Origin of the sequence: Klebsiella sp. 141161, assembly GCF_050600815.1 — a bacterium.
In the GTDB taxonomy this organism is placed as follows: Bacteria; Pseudomonadota; Gammaproteobacteria; order Enterobacterales; family Enterobacteriaceae; genus Klebsiella; species Klebsiella aerogenes.
In genome coordinates this window covers 95,143-120,893 of the sequence record NZ_JAQIRN010000010.1, presented here as the reverse complement: position 1 = coordinate 120,893, position 25,751 = coordinate 95,143, and the positions used below count along the sequence as shown (strand labels likewise).

The following is a 25,751-nucleotide window of genomic DNA, read 5'->3' as shown; positions in this document are numbered from 1 at the left end:
TTTACCTATTATCCTCTGGCACGTTTCGCCGCCTGATGGCCCGCGAGGGTACCGAAGATGATGATATCCGCGACCGCGTTACCGCCGATGCGGTTACCGCCATGGATACCGCCAACCACTTCACCCGCGGCGTAGGCGCCGCGAATCGGCTGCTGCGCCACATTCAGCACTTCGCCATCGGTATTAATGGTCACGCCGCCCATAGTGTGGTGCACCCCTGGGGCAATACGAATGGCGTAGAACGGGCCTTCGTTAATCGGCGCGCGCAGCGCGGTTGTGCGGCCAAACGCTTCATCGTGCTGTTTTTCCACTGCGCCGTTGTAGCATTCCAGCGTAGCGAGGAACGCATGGTAATCCATCCCCAGCTTCTCCGCCAGTTCACGCGGCGAGCTGGCGCTGGTGACGAAGCCTTTGGCGATATACTCGTCGGCGGCTTTGTTTTTCGCCCGCACATGCTCGTCGAAGACGATGTAAGCATAGTGTTCCGGCAGCGCGATAATCGCCGCAGACACTTTATCGCGGGTCTCCATCTCGTTGAAGAAGCGGTTCCCCTGCTGGTTAACGAGAATAGCGCCGCCGCCGCGAATCGATTCGGAAATCAGGTACGAGGTCTGCTGCTCGACGGTCGGGTGAATTTGAATTTCGCCCATGTCCACGGTGCCGGCGCCAATGCGTTCCAGCAGCGCGATACCGCTACCGGTCGCCCCTTTATGGTTGGTGGTCACGAAGCCTTCGAGGTCAGGACGATATTTCACCACCATCGCGCTGTTGGCGCTGAAGCCGCCGGTCGCCACGATGATGCTTTTGGTCTGCACGTCGATGATCTCTTGTTCATCGTTGATAAGACGCACGCCGCTCACTTCGTCGTGGCGCATCAGGATCTCTTCTACCGAGGTATCCAGCAGCACATCGATACCGCGTTTGGTGATATTACGCACCAGACCGCTAATCAGGTAGCCGCCAACCGCCGATCCGTCGCGCGGACGGTGGGTACGGTCGATACTCATCCCGCCGGTGGTGGTGATATCGTTAAGCATAATCCCACGGTCCGCCAGCCATTCAATGGCTTGCGGCGCGTTTTCAACGAAACGGCGCAACAGCTGCGGGTTATTTTTATTGTGGCCGCCCTTCAGGGTTTCCTGGTAGAACAACTCCTTACTGTCTTCGATACCTTTCACCCGCTGGAAGCGGGTTTCCGCAGCGTTCATCCCGGCGGAAGCTTTAATGGTGTTGCCGCCAATAGTCGGCATTTTTTCGACGATCAGCACGCTGGCGCCTTCGTCGTGGGCCTGAATCGCCGCGGCCAGACCGGCGCCGCCGCTCCCCACCACCACAACGTCATAGCTTTTCGGCGCGGCATCGTTGCCGCCCTCTTCCGCGGCCAGCGCTTTGCTGGATTTCAGCATCGCTTTGGACACCGCTTTTTTCACCGCTTCGCTCTGGCTGGTCGCGCCGGAGATAGCATCGACGTGCGGCGTGTTGGCGGTCAGAATACGTTCGCGGATCTCTTCGAAGCTGGTGGTAAATTCAACGCTCTGCACCGGGCTTGCGGCCAGCTCGATATCCGCAATGCGATCGTTTTCGAGGCTGACGTTAATGACCAGTTCGTTGGCATCGTCCTGAACGGTTTCGACAAACACCCCCGGTTTAAATTTCGCGTCGCCCATGCTCATGTCGCGGATCATCGCCTCGACCAGCGAGAAACGCCACAGCGGTTCCGGAATATTCAGCGCCTCGCGCTGGGTGCTGTCGATAAAGAGTTCCAGCTCTTCGCCGGCGGCGATACGTGAAGCCCAGTCCGGATAGGCGATGCAGGCGCGGCCGACGGCCATCAGATCATAACCGTGATCGAGGCCCTGTTCGGCGTCGGCGGCGTTAACCACCCCGCCGACGCCCATCACCGGCACCTGCGCCAGCGTTTCAGAACGCATGGCGCAGTACTTTTCAATCAGCGGCGTCGGATCGCTGGTATCAACGATAGACGGGCGCAGCGTCGCGCCAACCGAGAAATGCAGATAATCGACGCCGCGGGCGGCCAGTTTCTCCAGCAAATACATGGTGTCGTCGAAGCGGATCCCCGGGACTTCCATCTCTTCCGGCGAGAAGCGATAGCCGATAATAAAGGCATCGTCAGCGTACTGGCGGGCCATTTTATGCGTGATGTCCAGTACCGCCAGCGGGAATCTGGCGCGGTTGTCGCGGCTGCCGCCCCACTCATCGTCACGCTGGTTGGAGTTCGGCGAATAGAACTGTTGAATAAGATAGGTGTTGGCGCCGTGGATTTCGACGCCGTCGAAACCGGCGAGAATGGCGCGGCGAACGCCGTCGCCAAATTTGGCAATCATGCCTTCGACTTCTTCACCACTGAGGGCGCGCGGCATGGCGGCGCCGTCGCGCGGCGCGGCAATAGCGCTCGGCGCCACCGGCTGGCGACCGCCAATCAACTGTGGGTCAACCATGCGGCCGCCATGGTAAATCTGCAAAATTGCTTTTGAGCCTTCCGCTTTAATCGCTTCGGCGATTTTCGCCAGCCCGGCGATTTTTTCATCGTTATCGATGCCGATAGCGCCCGGGAAGGCCAGACCATAATCATCAATAAAGCAGCATTCAACGATGATAGTCCCGATGCTGCCGGCGCGGGCGCGATAGTATTCAACGAGCTCGCTGGTGACGGTACCATCGAAATAACCGGTGCAGGTGGTCATTGGCGCCATTAGCAAACGGTTTTTCAGTTCAGTCCCATTCGGTAAAGTAAATGGCTGCAGAATTCGTTCGTTACTGGTCATATTAATACTCCAGATTTTAAATATTGAAATTCAGAATTGGGTGACGGAAATTTTATTGATTGTTTATTTTCATTCCTGTTGTCATGCCAATAATATAGCGTGTTTTTTAGTTACTAAATTAATTACGTTAGTTAAAAAACTATTTAATACCTGCAATAACAGCAATACCTCCATTGTATTATTAAATTTATATATCGCATTTACATAATACAAATGAATGATAACATTTCGGTCACTCTTGTTAACGCTAGAAAAACGCACAAAACAAAAATAAAACAAGAAATTTCAATAACTTAAATAATTAAATGCTTTAGCCATTTATTATTTTTTAAGCGTTCCCTTAACAATTGACGTTTCTTGCGGATAATAACCACATCATCATATGTGGTTATTACCAAACGAAAAAAAAGATCCAGATCACCTGTTTTTTTTGATCTCGATCAATTGCAATGCAACGTGAAAGCGCAATATATAAATACCCAATGAATTTAATTTAACGCCGCGAAAAACGCGTTAAATAACCGTTTAAGCAACAAGCAATCTCGACAATTAATAATTAAAGAAACTTTCGCAACTAAAAAAATCGAGCGTTGTAAGCGAAGACGGAACCGTATTTTCAACTACTAGCAGATACTCATTATGAAAGAGAAAAAGACAACCATACCGCCTGCCGGTGCCGCGTCTAACGCGGCGTATAAACGTCTGATCATGATGGCGTTGCCCATTATCGTCGCCGTACTGCTGCTGTTCGTCCCGGTGCCTGGCGGCTTACCGCCTTTCGCCTGGCACTATTTTGCTATCTTCGTCGGCGTCATCGTCGGCCTTATCTTCGAACCGCTGCCGGGCGCCGTTATCGGTATCACCGGGGTGGTGGTGATTGCTTTATGTAGCCAGTGGCTGCTGTTCAGCCCGGAACAGATGGCGGCGCCAAGCTTTAAGCTGGCCGGCGCGTCATTTAAATGGGCGGTGAGCGGCTTTGGCAACTCTACCGTGTGGCTTATCTTCGGCGCGTTCATGTTCGCCGCAGGCTATGACAAAACCCAGTTCGGCCGCCGTCTGGCGCTGATTCTGGTAAAATATCTTGGCCGCCGCAGCCTGACGCTGGGCTACGCCATTACCTTCGCTGACCTGCTGCTGGCGCCGTTTACCCCGTCCAACACCGCACGTAGCGGCGGGACCATCTACCCGATTATTGCTAACCTGCCGCCGCTGTACGGTTCTAAACCTAACGATCCGAGTGCACGCCGTATTGGCTCTTATCTGATGTGGGTAGCCATTACCGCCGCCTGTATCACTAGTTCTATGTTCCTGTCGGCGCTGGCGCCGAACCTGCTGGCGCTGGCGCTGGTAAAAAGCATCGTTGGTATCAACATCTCCTGGGGGACCTGGTTTATCGCCTTCCTGCCGCTCGGTATCCTGTTGATTCTGGCCATGCCGCTGCTGGCGTACTGGTTCTATCCGCCAGAAGTTAAAATCAATAACGAAGTACCGCTGTGGGCCGCTCGTGAATTAGAGAAACTGGGCAAACTGTCGCGCAATGAAATCCTGCTGCTGGTGTTTGTTTGCTTCGCGCTGATGATGTGGATCTTCGCCGCCGACTGGATTGAACCGGCGCTGGCTGCTCTGCTGGTTATCGTGCTGATGCTGTGGACCGGCGTGCTGTCCTGGAGCGATATCACCAATAACAAAGCGGCATGGAATACCTTTGTCTGGTTCGCCACTCTGGTCGCGCTGGCTGACGGTCTTTCCTCCACAGGCTTCATCGCCTGGCTGGGTAAAGAAGGCGGCGCGCTGATGAGCGGTATTTCTCCGGGCGTTGCGACCATCGTCCTGCTGCTGGCGTTCTATCTGCTGCACTACCTGTTCGCCAGTACCACTGCGCACACTACCGCGCTGCTGCCGGCCATGCTGACCATCGCTTCGACTATCCCGGGAATGAATATGGAAGTCTTCGTCCTGCTGATGGTGACCTCGCTGGGCGTGATGGGCATCATCACTCCGTACGGTACCGGCCCGAGCCCGATTTACTACGGCAGCGGCTATCTGCCGACCAAAGATTACTGGCGCCTCGGCACCATCTTCGGCGCCATCTTCCTGGCCGCCCTGCTGCTGATTGGCTATCCGTGGATGTCCATGATGTTCTGATTCATAACCGCCGGGTCTTCCCCCGGCGGTTTTTATCTTTATGGAGTATGTGAATATGTCGACGAAACCCTTTGTTTATCAAGACCCGTTCCCGATGGCGCATGACGATACCGAATACTATTTGCTCAGCAAAGAGCACGTCTCCGTCGCCGAATTCGATGGTCAGGAAGTATTGAAAGTTGAACCACAGGCGTTAACCCTGCTGGCGCAGCAGGCCTTCCACGATGCCGCTTTCATGCTGCGCGTCTCACATCAGCAACAGGTCGCGGCCATCCTGCTCGACCCGCAGGCCAGCGAAAACGACAAATACGTCGCGCTGCAATTCCTGCGTAATTCCGAAATCGCCGCCAAAGGCGTGCTGCCAACCTGCCAGGATACCGGCACCGCCATCATCATGGGTAAAAAAGGCCAGCGCGTATGGACCGGCGGCGGCGATGAAGCCGCGCTGGCGCAGGGCGTCTATAACACCTATACCGAAGACAACCTGCGTTACTCGCAGAATGCGCCGCTGGATATGTATAAAGAGGTCAACACCGGCACCAACCTGCCGGCGCAGATCGATCTCTACAGCGTCGATGGCGACGAATATAAATTCCTGTGTATGGCGAAAGGCGGCGGTTCCGCCAACAAAACCTATCTGTACCAGGAAACCAAAGCGTTAATCACCCCGGCGAAGCTGAAAAACTACCTCGTCGAGAAGATGCGTACCCTCGGTACCGCGGCCTGCCCGCCCTACCACATCGCCTTTGTGATTGGCGGCACCTCGGCGGAAGCGACGCTGAAGACCGTTAAGCTGGCTTCCGCCCGCTACTATGACGACCTGCCGACCGCGGGCAACGAGCACGGTCAGGCGTTCCGCGATGTGCAACTGGAGCAAGAGCTGCTGCAAGAAGCGCAAAACCTCGGTCTCGGCGCGCAGTTCGGCGGGAAATATTTCGCCCACGATATCCGCGTCATCCGTCTGCCGCGCCACGGCGCGTCGTGCCCGATCGGCATGGGCGTCTCCTGCTCCGCCGACCGCAATATCAAAGCTAAAATCAACCGCGACGGCATCTGGATTGAAAAACTGGAAAGCAACCCGGGGAAATACATTCCTGAACACCTGCGCCAGCAGGGCGAAGGCAATGTGGTTAGTATCAATCTGAACCAGCCGATGAGCGAGATCCTCACGCAGCTGTCGGCGCACCCGGTCTCCACGCGTCTGAGCCTTAACGGCACCATTATCGTGGCCCGCGACATTGCCCACGCTAAGCTGAAGGAACTTATCGATAACGGCGAAGCGCTGCCGCAGTACGTGAAAGATCACCCGATCTACTATGCCGGCCCGGCCAAAACGCCGGCCGGTTATGCCTCCGGTTCCCTCGGTCCGACCACCGCGGGACGTATGGATTCTTATGTCGATCTGCTGCAATCGCACGGCGCCAGCATGGTGATGCTGGCCAAGGGCAACCGCAGCCAGCAGGTGACCGATGCCTGCCATAAACACGGGGGATTCTACCTCGGCAGTATTGGCGGCCCGGCGGCAGTCCTCGCGCAACAGAGCATTAAGAGCCTCGAGTGCGTGGCCTATCCGGAACTGGGTATGGAAGCTATCTGGAAAATCGAAGTCGAAGATTTCCCGGCCTTTATTCTCGTTGATGATAAAGGTAACGATTTCTTCCAACAGATCCAAAATCAGCAGTGCGCCGGTTGTAAACAACACGGCTAATTCCCTCCACGCCCGGCGGCTCATCGTCGGGCGTGTTCTCCCCCTTTATTCTTGAATTCACCCGACGCTGAACTATGCTCAATCCAGCAGCTGCTCAGAGTTTGACCAGCTGAAAAATAACAATAATTCCCCCTTTTCCGGTGTCGCATATGAACAGGATCCAGGCGTTATTAACGGCGTGTTTTCTGCTATGGCTGGCCTTTCCGCTTTCGGCGGCAGAACCTCGTCAGCAGCCCACCGCTCGCGAGCAGGCGCGAACCGTCGCGATTTTCCATCAACCGATCGTCATGCTGCAGGCCACCTTCGGCCAGACCACGCCGGAAGAACGGGTTCTGCGCATCCGCAATACGCTACGCGCCTTTACCGAGGCCGATATCAGCCAGCCGCTGCAGGTGGTGCCAGTCACCCGCTACAACCAGCCGGGACGGCTGTTTCTGATGAATGGCAAACCTATTATGTTGCTAAGCCAGGCCGACCTTGATGAAGGCGACGATCTTACCCTCGATCAGGCGGCGCAGCGCGTTCTTGCCCGTATGGAAGCGCAACGGACGTCGCTGCGTGAACAGTACAATACCCGCTATCTGCTGCTGGCGGCGTTAAAATCCGCCGCCGGCGCGTTGCTCCTCGCCCTGGCTGGTTATCTCGCGTTCCGTTCGTGGCGTCGAGTACGGCGCTTTTTCCATCTGCGGATCCTCGAAAAACGCAGCATGATCCCACATAACTGGCGGCGTTTTCTCGGCAACATTGAAAGCCGGTTATACGCGCTGCTGGTCCTACTGCTTGGGGTACTGGCGGGTTATGTCTGGCTGAGTTGGGTATTCAGCCTGTTTCCGTGGACCCGGGTATGGGGAGAATCGCTCGGTGAGTGGTCGGTAGGGGTAATTCGTGATATTTCGCTGTCCATCGTGTCGGCGCTGCCGGGATTGATGATCGTACTGCTTATCTTTCTGATTACGTGGTTTATCATCCGCCTGCTGAAGGTGGTGTTGGATCAGGTCGCCGCCGGGCGTCTGCAGATCCCCGGCCTGCATCCGGAAACCGTCGGCGCCACGCGAAAGCTTATCGCCGTGGTTATCTGGCTCTTTGCGCTCTCCGCCGCCTATCCTTTCCTGCCTGGCGCAAACTCTCTGGCCTTCAAGGGGATTAGCGTATTTTTCGGCCTGATGTTGACGCTGGGCTCAGCGGGGGTGATGAATCACGCCATGAGCGGCCTGGTGCTGATTTATACCCGCGCGCTGCATAAAGGCGACTGGATCCGCATCGCCGATAACGAAGGCCAGGTCAGCGAGATCGGCATGCTGGCGACCAAAATCCTGACCCGCGAGAACTATATTGTCACCCTGCCGAACGCGGTGGTGGTCAGCGGTAAAATCACCAATCTCAGCGCCAGTGACCCGCAACAGGGAATCAACCTTACCACCGGCGTGACCATTGGTTACGACACGCCGTGGCGGCAGGTACAGGCGATGCTGGAACTGGCGGCCCACCGCGCCCAGGGAGTGGATCATCAGGTGGCGCCGGTGGTTCGCAAACTGGGATTGCTCGACTGGTATACGTCGTATGAACTGCAGGTGCGGCTGTTACCGGAAACGACGCTGCCGGAGGGGCGCAACGCGCTGCACAGCAGCATTATCGATGTATTTAACGAATTTGGCGTGCAGATTATGTCGCCCAATTTTGTCATGCAACCGAAAAGCGCGGTGGTGGTCGCCAAAGAGGATTGGTATACCGCCCCGGCCGTCGCGCCGCAGGAAGGCGACAGATAACGACATCCTACGCCAACGCAGCGTCACCAGGTAATGCCGGATGGCGCTGCGCTTATCCGGCCTACAACTCAAAATCCCCGGTGGCGCTACCGCTTACCGGGGCTACAGCGCCGTGCGATTTAGTAGCCCGGACAAGGCGCAATGCGCCGCCCCCTACGCCTGCGCGGCGTCGATCTCGGCAAACACCTGCTGCGCCAGATGCAGCGTGGCATTTGCCGCTGGTAAGCCGCAGTACAGCGCCGAATGCATAATCAACTCTTTCAGCTCATCACGGGTCACGCCGTTATTAAAGGCGGCGCGCAGATGCATCTTAAGTTCCGCCTCGCGGTTCAGCGCAATCAGCATGGCGATGGTGATCATGCTGCGGGTATGGTGATCGAGACCCGGACGGGTCCAGGTTTCTCCCCAGGCGTAACGGGTGATGAAATCCTGAAACTCCTCGTTCAGCGGCGTCAGATTCTGCAGAGTACGGTCAACGTGAGCATCGCCTAATACCTTGCGGCGAACCTCCATTCCTTGCTGATAACGTTGTTTATCTTCCATTTTGCTCCCCCAGCAAAAAGCCGTTCAGCGCGGCGTTAAAGGCGGCTGGCGCTTCGATATTCGACAGATGCGACGCGCGCACCACCACCACCTGTGAATCGGCAATCTGCTGATGCAGGAAGTTAGCGTCGGCGACAGTCGTGACAGGGTCACTTTCCCCGGCAATAATCAGTACCGGAATCGAAATTTGCCCGACCTCTCCCCGCAGGTCTGCCGCCGCCAGCGCTTCGCAGCAGGCGGCGTAGCCTTCAGCGTCGCTATGGGTCAGTTGGTGACATAACGCCTCGACCACATCCGGCGCGCGCTGGCGGAAATTATCAGTAAACCAACGGTCCGCCGCCCCTGCGGCAACCACATCCATCCCTTCCTGACGCACCGCGCGGGCGCGGGAAAGCCAGCCCGACTGATCGCCGATCCGCGCCGCGGTATTAGCCACCGCCACCGCGTAAAAACGTTCCGGCGCAAAGCGCGCCAGCCATAATCCCGTCAGCCCACCCATCGAAATACCGCAAAACAGCGCCTTACCGATATTAAGGTGATCGAGCAGCGCAAGTACGTCTTCGCCCAGTTGCGCCAGGGTCACCTTGCCGTTTTTCGTCGTTTTACCATGGCCATGGGTGTCATAACGCAGTACGCGAAAATTCGCCGTCAGGGCCTCCATTTGCGGTTGCCACATGGCGCGCGTGGTGCCAAGCGAGTTTGACAGCACGATAACTGGCGCGCCTTCCGGCCCGTCGAGTTGATAATCAAGATTCATGATGTTGCTCCTGATAACGCGCCAGTACCTGGCGCACAAAGCGTTCGGCGCTACCGGTGGCCGTTGCCGGATCCAGTAGCGAGTTTAAACGTTCGCGGGAGAGATACTGACTGACCTGCGGGTCAGCCGCCAGCAGATCGACAAGTAAACCGTGACTGTCCAGAGCCTGGCGGCACAGCGCTTCTACACGATGATGCGCCTCGGCTTTGCCGATAAACTCCGCCAGCGCCAGGGTCACCGCTTCCGCCATAATCAGCCCGTGGGTAATATCAAGGTCGGCACGCATCTTATGCACGAAAACCTGCATCTCGCGCACCAGCATGTCGGTTTGCGCCAGCGCCCCGCCCACCAGCATGATCAGTTCCGGTAGCGTTTCCCATTCGGCCTGCCAGCCGCCGAGCGCGCGCTCATGCTGTTGGATTTGACCGGCGTAAAGGGTGGCGACCAGCCCCGGCGTGCGCTGCGCCGCGGTTAAAATCGCCGCGCAGGAGACCGGGTTACGTTTGTGCGGCATGGTCGAGGAGCCCCCGCGCCCTTCCGCCAGCGGTTCGCCGACTTCAGCGACCTCGGTTTGCATCAGCAGCGAAAAATCATTGGCGAATTTTCCCAAGGTACCGCAAACGCCAGCGAACCAGGCGCCGACCTCGAGGAAACGGTCACGCTGGCTATGCCATGGCGTATCCGGCAATTGTAGGTCAAGGGTTTGCGCCAATGCCTGCGCCACCTGCGGCGCCTGCTGTTTCAATGAATCAAGCGTGCCCGCCGCGCCGCCAAACTGCAGCGCCAGCACCCGTGGGCGCATCTCAATCAACCGCTGCTGCCAGCGCAACAGCGCATCCAGCGTCCCCGCCAGTTTAAGGCCAAAGGTGACCGGTAGCGCATGTTGCATCCAGGTGCGTCCCGGCATCACCGTATGTTGATAGCGCTGGGCCTGTTCGGCAAGCGCGTCAATCAGGCTTTGTAGCAGGCTATCCGTCGCCGCTAGCGCGCCGCGCAGCTGCAGAACAAAGCCGGTATCGATAGCGTCCTGGCTAGTGGCGCCCCAATGGACATAGCGCGCGGCGTCCGGATCCTGTGCTTTCACCCGCGCGGTCAGCTGTTTGACCAGCGGAATAGCCAGATTGCCGGCGCTGGCCGCAGCCTGTCCAAGCGCGTCGAAATCAATAAGCGCATGCCGGCAGGCGTTGACTATCGGCAAGACTGCCGTCTGCGGCACCAGCCCGCAGTCGGCCTGCGCCTGCGCCAGCGCGGCTTCGAAATCCAGCATGCCCTGTACCCGCTGCGCATCGCTAAACCAGTCGGTTAGCGGACTGCTGCGCAACATGGGGGTCAACAAACTCATCGCGACTCCTTAAACGCGTTCAATAATCAGCGCAATCCCCTGGCCCACGCCGATACACATGGTGCACAGCGCATAGCGGCCGCCGGTACGCTTCAACTGATAAGCGGCGGTCATCGCCAGACGCCCGCCGGAAGCCCCCAGCGGATGGCCCAACGCGATGGCCCCGCCGTTGGGGTTAACGTGGGCGGCATCATCCGGCAGACCTAAATCACGGGTAACCGCCAGCGCCTGCGCGGCAAAAGCCTCATTCAGTTCGATGACGTCCATCTGCGCCAGCGTCAGCCCGGTTTGCGCCAGCACCTTACGCACCGCCGGCGCCGGGCCGAAGCCCATAATCCGCGGCGCCACCCCCGCTGTCGCCACGCCGACAACCCGCGCCAGCGGCTGTAAATCATTCGCCGACATCGCCTGTTCACTGGCCAACAGCAGCCCGCAGGCGCCGTCATTGACGCCGGAGGCGTTACCGGCGGTAACGCTGCCGTCGGCACGGACCACGCCGCGCAGTTTAGCCAGCGCCTCCAGCGAGGTGCTGCGCGGATGTTCATCGCGGCTGAAACGCAGCGGCTCACCTTTGCGTTGCGGTACCGACACGGCGATCAGTTCATCGGCGAAACGCCCCGCCTCCTGCGCCGCGGCGGTACGCTGCTGGCTACGAAGCGCAAAAGCGTCCTGGTCGGCGCGAGAAATGGCGAACTCATCGGCGACGTTTTCCGCGGTTTCGGGCATCGAGTGCACGCCGTACAGCGCTTTCATCTGTGGGTTAATAAAGCGCCAGCCAATGGTGGTATCTTCCATTTGCATCGAGCGGCTAAAGGCGCTCTCGGCTTTCCCCATCACAAACGGCGCGCGCGACATACTCTCCACCCCACCGGCGATCATCAGTTGAGTTTCGCCGCTTTTAATGGCCCGCGCCGCGACGCCGATCGCATCAAGGCTCGAGCCGCACAGGCGGTTAATCGTGCTGCCGGGAACGCTCTGCGGCAGCCCGGCCAGCAACAACGCCATACGCGCCACGTTACGGTTATCTTCTCCGGCCTGGTTGGCGCAGCCGTAGATAACATCGTCAATTAGCGCCGGATCGAGACCCGGATTACGCTCCAGCAGCGCTTTCAGCGGCAGCGCCGCCAGATCGTCAGCGCGCATACTCGATAATGCGCCGCCAAAACGGCCAAACGGCGTACGTACCGCATCACAGATAAATGCCTGATTCATCATAGGTTCCTTACGCGCTTTCCGCCAGTTGTTCAAAAGTCAGCGCCACCGGTGTGATGCGCTGTAGCTCTTCAAATGAGAGACCGTTAAAGATTTCACGGACCACCGGGCCGCGGTCGGTAATATCGATGACCGCCAGATCGGTATAGATACGGCTGACACACCCGACGCCGGTTAGCGGGTAGCTGCACTGTTCGACCAGTTTGCATTCGCCATCGCGGGTCAGATGGTCCATCATCACAAACACCTGGCGGGCGCCGATAGCCAAATCCATCGCCCCTCCGACCGCCGGGATCGAATCCGGCGCGCCGGTGCTCCAGTTAGCGAGATCGCCGCTGGCGGAAACCTGATAGGCGCCCAGCACGCAGATATCGAGATGCCCGCCGCGCATCATGGCGAAGGAGTCGCCATGGTGGAAAAAACAGCCTCCCTGCAGCAGAGTGACATACTCTTTACCCGCGTTGATCAGTTCCGGGTCCTCTTCGCCGGACTGCGGCTTCGGCCCCATTCCCAGTAGCCCGTTTTCACTGTGCAGGAACACCTCTTTATCGGCAGGTAGATAGTTGGCGATACGGGTTGGCAGGCCAATACCGAGGTTTACGTAAGCGCCTTCTGGAATATCGCGGGCGACGCGCTGGGCCATTTCGTCACGAGTCAGTTTTTGCATGTTCGGCTCCTCAGGCGCTTTGCGCGACGGACAGATTTTCCAGCGAGAATACGCGCTGGACGAAAATCCCCGGGGTGATGATGTTTTCCGGGTCGAGTTCGCCAAGGGCGACCAGCTGCGAGACTTCAACAATGGTAGTTTTGGCGGCGGTCGCCATAATCGGGCCGAAGTTGCGCGCCGCTTTGCGGTATACCAGGTTGCCCCAGCGGTCGCCCTGATGGGCTTTAATAAGAGCAAAATCGGCTTTAATCGGATACTCAAGCACATAGTGGCGGCCGTCGATTTCCCGGGTTTCTTTGCCTTCCGCCAGCGGCGTGCCGTAGCCGGTCGGGGTAAAGACTGCGCCGAGACCCGCTCCAGCGGCCTGGATCCGCGCCGCCAGATTGCCCTGCGGCACCAGTTCCAGCTCAACCTTGCCGCGGCGATAGAGGTCATCGAAAATTTGTGAATCCACCTGACGCGGGAATGAGCAGATCATTTTGCGCACCCGTCCGGCTTTGAGCAGCGCCGCCAGCCCCACTTCGCCATTGCCCGCGTTGTTATTAATAATGGTTAGGTCGCGGGCGCCCTGTTCAATCAGAGCATCAATCAGGTACGTCGGCTGCCCGGCGGGGCCAAATCCGCCAATCATGATGGTCGCGCCGTCGTGGATCCCGGCAATGGCCTCACTCAGCGTCGACACGCTTTTATCAATCATCAGGTCGCTCCTTAACGTGCGGTAATCGCACTTATATGCGTTGTTCGCACAAAATGTGACCCGCTTAACGATGCTGGTCAAGGGCGATAATCGAAATATGGTGCGATAATCGAACATCGTATATCTTTAGCGAAAGAATGTGATCGATGGCAAATACGGAGAACAAAATGGACAAGCATCCAGATGATGTAGTGGCGGGCGACGGCGATCCGTTTAAGGGCGACCCGAACTTTATGGCGTCGCTGGCGCGGGGGCTGGAAGTCATTCAGGCTTTTACCCCGCAGCGCCCGGTGCTGTCGATTTCGCAGATCAGCCAGAAAACCGGCATTCCTCGCGCGGCGGTACGGCGCTGCCTGTATACCTTAAGCAAACTGGGATTCGTCTACGCCGAAGACGGTAAGAATTTCCAGCTGCGTCCACGGATACTTGCCCTTGGTCACGCCTGGCTGGCCTCAACGCCGCTGGCGCGCTCGGCGCAGCCGGTGCTCAAACATCTGAGCGAAATGCTCAATGAGTCCTGCTCAATCGCCACCCTTGATGGCGACGATATCCTGTATATCGCCCGCGCCTCCAGTTCGCGAATTATGACGATCGATCTTGATATCGGCAGCCGCCTGCCGGCGTGGGCGACCTCCATGGGGCGCGTGCTGTTAAGCCATCAGCCGGAAGAACGGCTGAACGACATGCTGGGCCGGGTGACGATGATTCGCTACACCCCGCAGACGGTAGATTCGGTGAATAAGCTGCGCGCGGAGCTAAAACGCGTGCATCAGCAGGGATATGCGTTGAACGATCAGGAACTGGAAATGGGGCTGCGTTCGCTGGCGGTACCGCTATATAACCCGCAGGGACAGGTGGAAGCGGCGTTAAACGTCGGGGTTCACGCGGGCCAGATGTCGACCCGCGAAATGCTGGACCGGGTGCTGCCGGAACTACAAAAAGCCGCCCGCGAGCTAACGCTGCTGCTGCGCTAGCGGCTACGTTTGGCGTGCAGCTCCCAGTTCTCCTGTTTGGCTTGCTCTGATTTACGCAGCGCAACATAGCAGGCGCCGCTGCCGCCGTGGTGCGGTAGCGCAGCGCAAAACGCCTGTACCTCAGGCAGCTCTGGCAGCCAGCGCGCCAGGTAGCTGCGAATAATATTGGCGTGGGCCTGGTCATCACGGCCTTTGCCGTGGATGATAAGTAAATTACGCAGCCCCTCTTTTTGCGCCTGTATCACGAAGGCGAACAGCATTTGCCGGCACTGTTCGACCGGCTGGCGCAGAAGCGACAGGCTTGCCTGCTGACTGTATTTTCCGCGCCGCAGCTTTTCCAGTACCCCGCTTTGTAGCCCTTCCCGTTTGAACTCCAGCGGTACGGCGAGCGGCACAATATCGAGGTAGCCGGTAGTCAGATAATTATCGAGCTGCAGGGTATCGATGCGCTGCGGGGCGCGCGCGGGGCGTTCACGATGCCAGTGCACATCATTATTACGTTTCAGAGGCTGGACATCCTCCATGGCGTCAAGAAACAGGGATTTGTCGTCAAGGTTCATGGTCACTCCTCCAGCGGCTATCGCCTGCTACTATAGCCGCCTCGCGCCTGCCCCTCAACGCGTTTAGCCGCCACTGCCGACAAATAGCCCCACGCAGGATATTTAAGGAAACAATTGACGGCTTTGACGACGAAACAGGGTGATTAACGAAGCCGTTAACGGCGTCTGTCGCGTGTCGCGCCGCTGGATCAGGTAGTAGGTTGCCCTGGGCAACGTTTCACGTATGGGGATCATCACCAGTTTATCCGCCATCATCGGATCGTTTCCGAGCTCTACCGGCAGAATGCTGAGGAAATCGCTCTTCACCACCAGACTGATACACGAAGAGAAGGTTTCACACACGATATCGACCTTGGGCGCCAGCCCGGCCTGGTTAAACATCTCCTGCAGTTGTTTAAAGTAGCTACCGCGCGGCGTTGGCATCGTCCAGTGGTGTTCGAGCAATTCAGTCAGGGAAGTGGCGCGCGCCGCCGGATGTCCGGCGCGGGCGAATACCGCGAACGGTTTCTCAAACAGTTTTTCAAAGCTGAATTCATGATCGTACGGGCCGGGATAGTAGGTGTTGATAGTGAAATCAAGCTCACCCTGCCGCAGTTCATTAATCATCGCCAGGAGTTGCCCTTCCATGATCCGTACCTTCACCAGCGGATGCTGCTGATGAAAGCGGCAAATCACCGATGGCATCAGCGACCGGGCGACGCTGGCGCCGAGACCAATATTAATCTGCCCGGCCTGCTCGCCCTGACGCTGCAGCAGTTCATCCTGCGCCGCCCGAAGCTCTTCAAGGATCAGGCTCGCATGTTGATAAAAACTTTCGCCGTTTTCCGTCAGCGCCACCCCCTGGCTGCGGCGGACAAACAGTTGGGCGGAAAGCCCTTCTTCCAGCTCTTTAATCGCTTTGGTCAACGCGGGCTGCGAGATAGCAAGCGCCCGGCTGGCGCCGCGAATACTCCCCTCGCGGGCAACCTCAACGAAAGCGCGAATTTGATGAAATTTAATCTGAAATGACATGTTTTAGGTGATAACCATTGTTTATCAGACAGAAGAAAATGACATCTACTGTAATCGAACATGCTGTGGCAGGTTAAGGGTGAGATTGCATGAAAGGCGTATGTGATAAGCAAAAGCTATCGCTTCGTGAACGCCGTCACACTTTTTAATTATGACAGGAAGGGTTATGCCGCAACTTCATGAATTGGTAAGCCAACTGGCGCCGGAAATGACGCAATGGCGTCGTGATTTTCACCTGCACGCGGAGTCCGGCTGGCTGGAATTTCGCACCGCCAGCAAGGTTGCCGAGATCTTAGACGGCCTCGGTTATCAACTGGCGCTGGGGCGCGACGTTATCGATGCCGACAGCCGAATGGGGCTGCCCGACGCCACCACCCTGGCACAGGCATTCCAGCGAGCCCGCGAACAGGGAGCGCCGGAACGTTGGCTAACGGCTTTTGAAGGCGGATTCGCCGGCGTCGTCGCCACCCTGGACACCGGCCGCCCCGGCCCGACGCTGGCGTTTCGCGTCGATATGGACGCGCTCGATCTTAACGAACAACACGACGATTGCCATCGCCCGCATCGCGCGGGTTTCGCCTCCTGCAACGCCGGGATGATGCACGCCTGCGGCCATGACGGCCATACCGCCATTGGGCTGGGTTTAGCGCATGTGCTACAGCAGTATGCCGATCGGCTCAACGGGATCATCAAGCTGATTTTCCAGCCTGCCGAAGAAGGTACCCGCGGCGCGCGCGCGATGGTGGCGGCAGGCGTGCTCGATAACGTGGACTACTTCACCGCCATTCATATCGGCACCGGCGTTCCCAGTGGCACCGTGGTCTGCGGCGGTGACAACTTTATGGCGACCACCAAATTCGACGTGCAATTCGAGGGCGTCGCGGCACACGCCGGCGGCAAACCGGAAGATGGGCGCAACGCGCTACTGGCCGCCGCGCAGGCCGCCCTCGCATTACACGCCATCGCGCCGCACAGCGCCGGCGCCTCGCGGGTTAACGTCGGCGTTATGCAGGCCGGCACCGGGCGCAACGTGGTCCCTTCTTCCGCGCTGATAAAAGTGGAAACCCGCGGCGAGACGGAAGCTATCAACCAGTATGTGTTTGAGCGGGCGCAAAACGTGATTGCCGGCGCCGCAGCGATGTATGAAGCCCGCTATGAACTACGGCTCATGGGCGCGGCGACCTCCAGCGCCCCCTCTCCGGCGTGGGTGCAATACCTGCGTGAGCAGGCAGCACAGGTGCCGGGGGTGGTAGAGGCGGTGGATCATATTGCTGCGCCGGCGGGATCCGAAGATGCCACTTTGATGATGGCGCGCGTACAGGAGCGCGGCGGACTGGCTTCATACATGATTTTCGGTACTGAACTGAGCGCCGGACATCACAATGAGAAATTTGATTTCGACGAAGGCGTGATGACCATCGCGGTCGAGACGCTGGCGCGCATCGCGCTCAACTTTCCCTGGCAGCGAGGTGTGTGATGGAAAAGATCTATCAATTTGTTGATGACATCATTGAATCGCGACGCGACGATTTTTGCGCTATTGCCGATGATATCTGGGATCATCCGGAAACCCGCTTCCAGGAATTCTGGTCCGCTGCGCGGTTGGCCGACGCGCTGGAAGCGGAAGGTTTTCAACTAAGCCGTAACGCTGGTGGAATCCCCAATGCGTTTATCGCCAGCTTTGGCGAGGGTAAACCAGTCATCGCCCTGCTCGGCGAGTTTGATGCGCTGGCAGGACTCAGCCAACAGGCGCACAGTGCTGAACCAACATCCGCGACGCCGGGGGAAAATGGCCACGGCTGTGGGCATAATCTCCTCGGCGCCGCGGCGTTCGCCGCCGCCGTCGCCGCGAAACACTGGCTGCAGCAGCATGGCGGCTCGGGCACCCTGCGCTTTTATGGCTGCCCGGGCGAAGAAGGCGGTTCGGGTAAAACCTTTATGGTGCGCGAGGGACTATTCGATGATATCGACGCCGCCCTCACCTGGCATCCGGAAGCCTGGGCCGGGATGTTCAGCACCAGCACGCTGGCCAATATTCAGGCGGCGTGGCGCTTTACCGGAACCGCCGCCCACGCGGCAAACTCACCGCATCTTGGGCGTAGCGCGCTGGACGCCGTCACGCTGATGACCACCGGCAGTAACTTCCTCAATGAGCATATTATCGAGAAGGCGCGTGTGCACTACGCCATTACCGATACCGGTGGCGTGTCGCCCAACGTGGTGCAGGCGCAGGCTGAAGTGCTGTATTTAATTCGCGCTCCGGAAATGGCCGACGTGCAGCAAATCTTTGCCCGTATTGAGAAAATTGCTCAGGGTGCCGCGCTGATGACCGAAACCAGCGTCAGCTGTCGTTTTGAAAAAGCCTGTTCCAGCTATCTCCCCAATCGCACGCTGGAAGCGGCAATGTATCAGGCCGTATGCCATTACGGTACGCCGCAATGGAGTGACGAAGAGCGCGCTTTCGCGGTGGATATTCGCGCCACGCTCGGCGTGAACGATATACAGAACAGCCTGAAGAATATTGCCGGCACCAGCGGTGAAGAAGGAAAAGCGTTTGCCCGCCGCCATCACGACACGGTGCTGATTGATGAAGTCGCGCCGTGGGCGGCGACGGAAAACGTGCTGGCCGGCTCTACCGACGTCGGCGACGTGAGCTGGAAAGCGCCGGTGGCCCAGTGTTTTAGCCCCTGCTTCGCCATCGGTACGCCGCTGCATAGCTGGCAACTGGTGAGCCAGGGAAGAACGTCCATTGCCCATAAAGGGATGCTGCTGGCGGGTAAGATACTGGGAGCGACGGCGATTCGTTTGTTCAGCGACAGGCCGTTACTCGAAGCAAGCCAGCAGGAACTGGCTCAGGTACTGGCGATAAGCCCATACCAGTGCCCGATCCCGCGTGACGTCGTACCATCAATTTTAAAATAAGAAAAACTAGCCTCTGGGATAGCGTACAGCGCATGGCAATCGCCAATAAAAACAACAGCTGACAACCCATGAGGCATGCCGCAACCAACACAACAACGACAACTGAGGAACGCCCATGAGTATGTCATCCATACCGTCGCATTCCCCCACCGGTAAGCTGTATGGCTGGGTTGAAAAAATAGGTAATAAGGTTCCGCATCCATTTTTGCTGTTTATCTATCTGATCGTCGCGCTGATGGCCGCCACCGCCATTTTGTCGGCGCTAAACGTCGGCGTACAGAACCCTACCGACGGTTCGCGAGTGGTGGTAAAGAATCTGCTCAGCGTTGAAGGGCTGCACTGGTTTCTGCCAAACGTGATTAAAAACTTTAGCGGCTTCGCGCCGCTGGGGGCGATTCTGGCGCTGGTGCTCGGCGCTGGTTTTGCCGAACGGGTCGGCCTGCTGCCGTCGCTGATGGTCAAGATGTCATCGCACGTTAGCGCGCGTTACGCCAGTTACATGGTGTTATTTATCGCCTTCTTCAGCCACATCTCTTCCGATGCGGCGCTGGTCATTATGCCGCCGCTGGGGGCGTTAATGTTTCTCGCCGTGGGCCGCCATCCGGTAGCCGGTTTGCTGGCGGCAATCGCCGGCGTCGGCTGCGGGTTTACGGCAAATTTACTTATTGTCACCACCGACGTGTTGCTCTCTGGTATCAGTACCGAAGCGGCGAAAACGCTTGATGCCTCGCTGCATGTTAGCGTTATCGACAACTGGTATTTCATGGCCACCTCAGTCATCGTTCTGACGCTGGTCGGCGGATTAATCACCGATAAACTGGTCGAGCCACGGTTAGGAAAGTGGCAAGGCCAAAGTGATGAAACGCTGCAGACGCTGACGGCGGAACAGCGGTTCGGGCTGCGTATTGCCGGTATCGCGGCGCTGCTGTTTGTGGCGGTTATCGCGCTGATGGTGGTGCCGGAAAACGGCATCCTGCGCGATCCCATCAAACATACCGTGATGCCCTCGCCCTTTATTAAAGGGATTGTGCCGCTGATTATCTTTTTCTTTTTTGTCGTGTCTTTGGCTTACGGCATCGCTACCGGCAAAATTCGCCGTCAGGCTGACCTGCCGCAGTTAATGATCGAGCCGATGAAGGAGATGGCCGGATTTATCGTGATGGTCTTCCCACTAGCCCAGTTTGTCGCCATGTTTAACTGGAGCAATATGGGTAAATTCATGGCCGTTGGTCTAACCGATGTGCTGGAAAGCGCGGGAATGAATGGCGTGCCGGCGTTTGTCGGCCTGGCGCTGCTGTCGGCGTTTTTGTGTATGTTTATCGCCAGCGGTTCGGCTATCTGGTCGATTCTGGCGCCCATTTTTGTACCAATGTTCATGCTGCTGGGCTTTCACCCGGCGTTTGCGCAGATCCTGTTTCGTATCGCTGACTCTTCCGTGCTGCCGCTCGCGCCGGTATCGCCGTTTGTGCCGCTGTTTCTCGGCTTTTTACAGCGCTACCGGCCCGATGCCAAACTGGGCACCTACTATTCGCTGGTATTACCCTACCCACTCATTTTCTTAGCCGTCTGGCTACTGCTGCTGGTGGGCTGGTACCTGGTAGGGCTACCGATTGGCCCAGGTATTTATCCACGCTTACCCTAACGCAGCGACAGGCCAGGGAGGGCCTGCGGGCGTTAACGCGATGTGCTGCGATGCAGGAACGTTTTATACAGGCTTTCGATGACCACCGACAGCAAATTGATAGCTAACCCACTGATAATCAACACAACAACTCCCGTTAATATGTATTGCATATCGCCACCTTTCTGTTGGGTAAAAAAACCAGCGCCAAAGCGCTGGAAAAATAATTGACTCAAGGAATGCCTGTATATTTATCTGCGGCGCCGGGTGCCTCCCGGTGGATTAGCCAGTTCACACTAATCCGCGTGCGTATGACAAACTGCATAGGAATTTGAACTGAACGCTTCTCCGCACAGGGAAATTCGCCGCCAGACAAAGGTAGCAAAATGCCCTTCACGACGCGCCTGGTAGTTAATGCAAAAATAAACATTACTTCACCCCTTCCTTTATTCCTGCAATTTGCGATCGGGCAATGGAATGACTGAATTTAAATGACTGCGATTCGTATTTATAAATTAATAGTACAGGTTTCAATATTTGCTGACCTTTCGGAGGTATAGTTTGCTGGCCGCACGTCATGATATGGTGTGCCCTTGGCGAAATAACCTCGTAGAAGGAAGACCGATGCTGACGCTGCTGCAAGATAAAATCGACACCCCGCTGGGGCCGTTGTGGGTCATTTGCGATGAACAATTTAACCTGCGCGCCGTGGAATGGGATCAGCACCGTGATCGTATGGAGCAACTGCTGGACATCCACTACCATCACGAGGGTTATAATCGCGTTGATGCGCGCGATCCGGGCGGGCTGGGCGCGAAGCTGCAGCAATACTTCGACGGCGATCTTGCGATTATCGATACCCTGCCGACCGCAACCGGCGGTACGCCGTTTCAACGCCAGGTGTGGCAAGCGCTGCGTACGATTCCCTGCGGACAAGTCATGCACTACGGTCAGTTAGCCGAGGTTCTTGGCCGTCCAGGCGCAGCACGCGCGGTCGGTGCGGCAAATGGTTCCAATCCGGTCAGCATCGTGGTTCCCTGCCATCGCGTGATTGGCCGTAACGGCACCATGACCGGCTACGCCGGGGGCGTACAGCGAAAAGAGTGGTTATTGCGCCATGAGGGCTATTTGCTGCTTTGACAGATAATGCCTTTTTTGGAAATTACAGGTAACTTTACAATAATTAATCGCCTAATAATTTTCTTATTATCAAAGAGATATGGCGAGTGATATATTTACCCTTCTAATATTACGTCTTTCCGGGTTTCGAGACTTACTTGCTCCTCAAAAAGATGTTAAAATTGACCAATATCAATTAAAGCTTGAGCAGACATATGATCCCGGAAAAGCGAATTATACGACGCATTCAGTCTGGTGGTTGTGCAATCCATTGTCAGGATTGCAGCATTAGCCAGCTCTGCATCCCCTTTACTTTGAACGAACATGAGCTGGATCAGCTTGATAATATCATCGAGCGCAAGAAGCCTATTCAGAAAGGGCAAACCCTGTTCAAAGCGGGTGATGAGCTGAAGTCGCTGTACGCTATCCGTTCAGGGACCATCAAAAGCTACACCATCACCGAACAAGGCGATGAGCAGATTACTGGCTTCCATCTGGCGGGCGATTTGGTCGGTTTTGACGCCATTGGCACCGCCCTGCACCCAAGCTTTGCGCAGGCGCTGGAAACCTCGATGGTATGCGAAATTCCGTTCGAAACGCTGGATGATCTTTCCGGTAAAATGCCGAACCTGCGTCAGCAGATGATGCGCCTGATGAGCGGCGAGATCAAAGGCGATCAGGACATGATCCTGTTGCTTTCCAAAAAGAACGCAGAAGAACGGTTGGCGGCGTTTATCTACAACCTGTCCCGCCGTTTCGCGCAGCGCGGCTTCTCACCACGTGAGTTCCGCCTGACCATGACGCGTGGCGACATCGGCAACTATCTGGGCCTGACGGTAGAAACCATCAGCCGTCTGCTCGGTCGTTTCCAGAAAAGCGGTATGCTGGCGGTGAAAGGGAAATATATCACCATCGAAAACAGCGATCTGCTGGCGCAACTGGCAGGCCAGGCGCGCAACGTCGCCTGATTTATCTCCGCTATACTTTCTTCTACCTTGTGCCGGATCGACATTTTTTTCTAATTTGTTGATCTGGCCAGGGTCATCCCCTGTTTCAATTCATCCATATAGGTTATCTTTTTAAATACTGACTGTAGCTACAGCTGTAAGGAGACCCTGTATGGCGAAGTATCAGAACATGCTGGTAGTAATCGACCCTAACCAGGACGACCAGCCTGCATTACGGCGCGCGGTGTATCTGCACCAACGGATTGGTGGACGCATCAAAGCCTTTTTGCCGATCTATGATTTTTCCTACGAAATGACCACCCTGCTGTCGCCCGACGAGCGGACGGCGATGCGCCAGGGCGTGATTAGCCAACGCAGCGCCTGGATCCGTGAACAGGCCAAGTTTTACATTGAATCCGGGGTGCCAATCGATATCAAAGTGGTATGGCACAACCGCCCCTTTGAAGCCATCATTCAGGAAATCATCAGCGATAAACACGACCTGCTGCTGAAAATGGCCCATCAGCACGACAAACTCGAAGCGGTCATCTTCACGCCGACCGACTGGCACCTGCTGCGCAAATGTCCATGTCCGGTGTGGATGGTTAAAGATCAGCCCTGGCCGGAAGGCGGTAAAGCGCTGGTGGCGGTTAATCTTGCCAGTGAAGAGAACTATCACAACGCCCTCAATGAAAAACTGGTGCGGGAGACCATCGCCCTCGCCGATCAGGTTAACCATACCGAAGTACATCTGGTTGGCGCCTATCCGGTGACGCCTATCAACATCGCCATTGAATTACCTGATTTTGACCCGAGCATCTATAACGATGCGATTCGCGGCCAGCATCTACTGGCAATGAAAGCGCTGCGCCAGAAATTCAGCATTGATGAAAGCCGCACCCACGTAGAGAAAGGGCTGCCTGAAGAGGTTATCCCTGATTTAGCTGAACACCTGCAGGCCGGGATTGTGGTGCTGGGCACCGTTGGCCGCACCGGCATCTCTGCCGCGTTTCTCGGCAATACCGCGGAACAGGTTATCGACCACCTGCGCTGCGACCTGCTGGTACTGAAACCTGAAGCTTATCAAACTCCAGTAGAACTGGACGATGAAGACGACGACTAACAGCGTCTCATCAGGTTTGAAATATTATCTAACGTCCCCCGCCCGCCGGGGGATTTTTTTGCCGCGCCCGCAAAAAAGAAAAAGGGCCTTACGGCCCGGGATATCAACGCTAATTTAATAAACTTACAGAATGCGTTAGTGGATACCTAAACGCCAGGCCAGGTCGATCTCTTCTTTCAGCTCCATCGATGAAAGCGACATCAGATCGGCAAACTCGAGCTCGAGGAGTTTGAGCTTCTTCAGGTACTGCGCGGGGGTCATAACGGAAGTGTCGCGGCGCAGGTACTCGATGGCCATCTGCGTGGGGGTTAACTCGGTATCCATAATATCCTCAGTGTGGTGAAAAAACAGGCATAGTATAACACCCATCACCGTTCACTTTATGAGCAAAATCATGGTTTCACTGCCTATATAAAAAAGCCGTCTCAACAGAGACGGCTTAGAGCGTTGCGCTATTACAGCGCTTTCAGAATGGCATCCACGCTGGCTTTAGCGTCGCCAAACAGCATGTGGGTGTTCTCTTTGAAGAATAGCGGATTCTGCACGCCAGCATAGCCGGTGTTCATCGAACGTTTGAAGACCACCACGTTCTGCGCCTTCCACACTTCCAGCACCGGCATACCGGCGATCGGGCTCTTCGGATCGTCCTGCGCCGCTGGGTTGACGGTGTCGTTCGCGCCGATCACCAGTACGGTATCGGTATCGGCGAAATCATCGTTGATTTCGTCCATTTCCAGCACCACGTCATACGGAACCTTCGCTTCCGCCAGCAGCACGTTCATGTGCCCCGGCAGTCGCCCGGCGACCGGGTGGATCCCGAAGCGCACCTTGATACCGCGCGCACGCAGCTTCTCAGTGATTTCCGCGACCGGATACTGCGCCTGCGCCACCGCCATACCGTAGCCCGGGGTGATGATCACGGAATGCGAGTTTTTCAGCATTTCCGCCGTTTCTTCAGCGCTGATTTCACGATGCTCACCGACTTCTTCATCGCCGCTGGAACTGCCGCCATCGGTGCCGAAACCGCCGGCGATAACGCTGATAAACGAACGGTTCATCGCCTTACACATAATGTAGGAGAGGATCGCACCGGAAGAACCCACCAGCGCGCCGGTCACGATCAGCAGGTCGTTGCTGAGCATAAAGCCCGCCGCCGCCGCCGCCCAACCGGAGTACGAGTTCAGCATCGATACCACGACCGGCATATCCGCGCCGCCGATAGACGCCACCAGGTGCCAGCCGAACGCGAGGGCGATAATGGTCATCACCAGCAGGCACAGTACCTGCGTTCCGGTGCTGTCGGTACGCACGAAGGCCACCAGCAGCAGGAAGGAGATAACCAGCGCCGCCAGGTTCAGCTTATGGCGATTCGGCAGCATCAGCGGTTTTGACGAAATTTTGCCGCGCAGCTTACCAAAGGCAACGATCGAGCCGGTGAAGGTCACGGCGCCGATAAAGATGCCGAGGAACACTTCGGTCAGGTGAATATTCGCCAGCACCTGATCGAGGCCCGGTCCGTGGTCGAGATAGCTGTTGAAGCCAACCAGCACCGCCGCCAGACCAACGAAGCTATGCAGCACCGCCACCAGCTCCGGCATCTCGGTCATTTCGACTTTCTTCGCCAGGCGGATACCAATCGCCCCGCCGATAACCATCGCCACGATTATCCAACCGACATTACCGCTGTCCGGCCCAAAGATGGTGGCAATCAGCGCAATCGCCATCCCGGCGATGCCGTACAGGTTGCCCTGCTTCGACGTTTCGTGCTTTGACAGCCCCGCAAGGCTAAAGATAAACAGAATAGCGGCAACAATGTATGCAGCTGTAACTAATCCTCCAGACATGTGCTAC

At 56.9% G+C, this 25,751-nt stretch carries 22 protein-coding genes; 10 read left to right on the top strand and 12 right to left on the bottom strand.

The features are described from left to right. Nucleotides 1–8 precede the first annotated feature (8 nt). Nucleotides 9–2,786, bottom strand: a complete 2,778-nt coding sequence (locus PGR79_RS21905) for a flavocytochrome c (RefSeq protein WP_113374700.1) — start codon at nucleotides 2,784–2,786, stop codon at nucleotides 9–11. A 639-nt stretch (nucleotides 2,787–3,425) separates the two neighbouring features. On the opposite strand from PGR79_RS21905, the gene PGR79_RS21900 reads away from it, so the two are divergent. From PGR79_RS21900 to PGR79_RS21890, 3 genes are all read left to right on the top strand, one after another. Further along, nucleotides 3,426–4,931 carry an anion permease gene (locus tag PGR79_RS21900; RefSeq protein ID WP_430922501.1) on the top strand — a complete coding sequence of 502 codons (1,506 nt, stop codon included), beginning with the start codon at nucleotides 3,426–3,428 and terminating at the stop codon, nucleotides 4,929–4,931. Nucleotides 4,932–4,986: 55 nt separating this feature from the next. Beyond that, entirely contained in the window at nucleotides 4,987–6,639 is a 1,653-nt protein-coding gene (gene fumA, locus PGR79_RS21895; RefSeq protein WP_213317628.1) for a class I fumarate hydratase FumA, read from the top strand. A gap of 149 nt (nucleotides 6,640–6,788) precedes the next feature. Next, nucleotides 6,789–8,405 carry a mechanosensitive ion channel family protein gene (locus PGR79_RS21890; RefSeq protein WP_395226201.1) on the top strand — a complete coding sequence of 539 codons (1,617 nt, stop codon included), beginning with the start codon at nucleotides 6,789–6,791 and terminating at the stop codon, nucleotides 8,403–8,405. A gap of 153 nt (nucleotides 8,406–8,558) precedes the next feature. Here the strand turns inward: PGR79_RS21890 and pcaC are convergent, their stop codons facing one another. The 6 genes from pcaC to PGR79_RS21860 are packed head-to-tail and all read right to left on the bottom strand — an operon-like array spanning nucleotide 8,559 to nucleotide 13,623. Then, nucleotides 8,559–8,948 (bottom strand): 4-carboxymuconolactone decarboxylase, encoded by a 390-nt coding sequence (gene pcaC, locus PGR79_RS21885; protein WP_015705266.1) that lies wholly within the window; start codon nucleotides 8,946–8,948, stop codon nucleotides 8,559–8,561. Further along, nucleotides 8,938–9,705, bottom strand: coding sequence for a 3-oxoadipate enol-lactonase (gene pcaD, locus PGR79_RS21880; RefSeq protein ID WP_087858513.1), 768 nt, complete (start codon nucleotides 9,703–9,705; stop codon nucleotides 8,938–8,940). The genes pcaC and pcaD overlap by 11 nt, the downstream gene beginning before the upstream one ends. Further along, a complete protein-coding gene (locus PGR79_RS21875; RefSeq protein WP_213794750.1) occupies nucleotides 9,695–11,047 on the bottom strand; it encodes a 3-carboxy-cis,cis-muconate cycloisomerase in 1,353 nt (450 codons plus the stop codon). The genes pcaD and PGR79_RS21875 overlap by 11 nt, the downstream gene beginning before the upstream one ends. 9 nt (nucleotides 11,048–11,056) lie before the next feature. Continuing rightward, entirely contained in the window at nucleotides 11,057–12,259 is a 1,203-nt protein-coding gene (gene pcaF, locus PGR79_RS21870; RefSeq protein ID WP_430922498.1) for a 3-oxoadipyl-CoA thiolase, read from the bottom strand. Nucleotides 12,260–12,269: 10 nt separating this feature from the next. Further along, nucleotides 12,270–12,926, bottom strand: coding sequence for a 3-oxoacid CoA-transferase subunit B (locus tag PGR79_RS21865; RefSeq protein ID WP_087858510.1), 657 nt, complete (start codon nucleotides 12,924–12,926; stop codon nucleotides 12,270–12,272). Nucleotides 12,927–12,936: 10 nt separating this feature from the next. Next, nucleotides 12,937–13,623, bottom strand: coding sequence for a 3-oxoacid CoA-transferase subunit A (locus tag PGR79_RS21860; RefSeq protein WP_032707939.1), 687 nt, complete (start codon nucleotides 13,621–13,623; stop codon nucleotides 12,937–12,939). A 167-nt stretch (nucleotides 13,624–13,790) separates the two neighbouring features. On the opposite strand from PGR79_RS21860, the gene PGR79_RS21855 reads away from it, so the two are divergent. Then, a complete protein-coding gene (locus tag PGR79_RS21855) occupies nucleotides 13,791–14,597 on the top strand; it encodes an IclR family transcriptional regulator domain-containing protein (protein ID WP_015366809.1) in 807 nt (268 codons plus the stop codon). Here the strand turns inward: PGR79_RS21855 and smrA are convergent. Beyond that, the gene (gene smrA, locus PGR79_RS21850; RefSeq protein WP_087858509.1) at nucleotides 14,594–15,157 is read right to left on the bottom strand and encodes a DNA endonuclease SmrA; all 564 of its coding nucleotides are present in this window, start codon (nucleotides 15,155–15,157) and stop codon (nucleotides 14,594–14,596) included. The genes PGR79_RS21855 and smrA overlap by 4 nt on opposite strands. 102 nt (nucleotides 15,158–15,259) lie before the next feature. Then, nucleotides 15,260–16,168 (bottom strand): LysR family transcriptional regulator, encoded by a 909-nt coding sequence (locus tag PGR79_RS21845; protein WP_087858508.1) that lies wholly within the window; start codon nucleotides 16,166–16,168, stop codon nucleotides 15,260–15,262. Nucleotides 16,169–16,334: 166 nt separating this feature from the next. Here PGR79_RS21845 and PGR79_RS21840 point away from each other — a divergent pair, with 166 nt between their 5' ends. The 3 genes from PGR79_RS21840 to abgT all read left to right on the top strand — a co-directional run bounded on the left by PGR79_RS21840 (nucleotide 16,335) and on the right by abgT (nucleotide 20,732). After that, entirely contained in the window at nucleotides 16,335–17,645 is a 1,311-nt protein-coding gene (locus PGR79_RS21840; protein WP_113374693.1) for a M20 family metallo-hydrolase, read from the top strand. Beyond that, nucleotides 17,645–19,090 carry a M20 family metallopeptidase gene (locus PGR79_RS21835; RefSeq protein ID WP_113374692.1) on the top strand — a complete coding sequence of 482 codons (1,446 nt, stop codon included), beginning with the start codon at nucleotides 17,645–17,647 and terminating at the stop codon, nucleotides 19,088–19,090. The genes PGR79_RS21840 and PGR79_RS21835 overlap by 1 nt, the downstream gene beginning before the upstream one ends. Nucleotides 19,091–19,205: 115 nt before the next feature. Beyond that, nucleotides 19,206–20,732, top strand: coding sequence for a p-aminobenzoyl-glutamate transporter (gene abgT, locus PGR79_RS21830; RefSeq protein WP_113374691.1), 1,527 nt, complete (start codon nucleotides 19,206–19,208; stop codon nucleotides 20,730–20,732). A gap of 32 nt (nucleotides 20,733–20,764) precedes the next feature. Here abgT and PGR79_RS21825 read toward each other — a convergent pair whose 3' ends face one another. Next, nucleotides 20,765–20,884, bottom strand: a complete 120-nt coding sequence (locus PGR79_RS21825) for a phosphatidate cytidylyltransferase (RefSeq protein WP_087858541.1) — start codon at nucleotides 20,882–20,884, stop codon at nucleotides 20,765–20,767. A gap of 451 nt (nucleotides 20,885–21,335) precedes the next feature. Here PGR79_RS21825 and ogt point away from each other — a divergent pair, with 451 nt between their 5' ends. From ogt to uspE, 3 genes are all read left to right on the top strand, one after another. Continuing rightward, the gene (ogt, locus tag PGR79_RS21820; protein WP_430922495.1) at nucleotides 21,336–21,851 is read left to right on the top strand and encodes a methylated-DNA--[protein]-cysteine S-methyltransferase; all 516 of its coding nucleotides are present in this window, start codon (nucleotides 21,336–21,338) and stop codon (nucleotides 21,849–21,851) included. Nucleotides 21,852–22,045: 194 nt separating this feature from the next. After that, entirely contained in the window at nucleotides 22,046–22,798 is a 753-nt protein-coding gene (fnr, locus tag PGR79_RS21815) for a fumarate/nitrate reduction transcriptional regulator Fnr (protein WP_004862555.1), read from the top strand. A gap of 151 nt (nucleotides 22,799–22,949) precedes the next feature. Further along, nucleotides 22,950–23,900 (top strand): universal stress protein UspE, encoded by a 951-nt coding sequence (uspE, locus tag PGR79_RS21810; protein WP_045392393.1) that lies wholly within the window; start codon nucleotides 22,950–22,952, stop codon nucleotides 23,898–23,900. A 135-nt stretch (nucleotides 23,901–24,035) separates the two neighbouring features. Here uspE and PGR79_RS21805 read toward each other — a convergent pair whose 3' ends face one another. Together PGR79_RS21805 and pntB are read right to left on the bottom strand one after the other, a co-directional pair. After that, complete coding sequence (locus PGR79_RS21805) at nucleotides 24,036–24,224, bottom strand: YdiH family protein (protein WP_045392396.1); 189 nt, start codon at nucleotides 24,222–24,224, stop codon at nucleotides 24,036–24,038. Between the two features lie 131 nt (nucleotides 24,225–24,355). After that, nucleotides 24,356–25,744, bottom strand: coding sequence for a Re/Si-specific NAD(P)(+) transhydrogenase subunit beta (gene pntB, locus PGR79_RS21800; RefSeq protein ID WP_020078971.1), 1,389 nt, complete (start codon nucleotides 25,742–25,744; stop codon nucleotides 24,356–24,358). Nucleotides 25,745–25,751 lie beyond the last annotated feature (7 nt).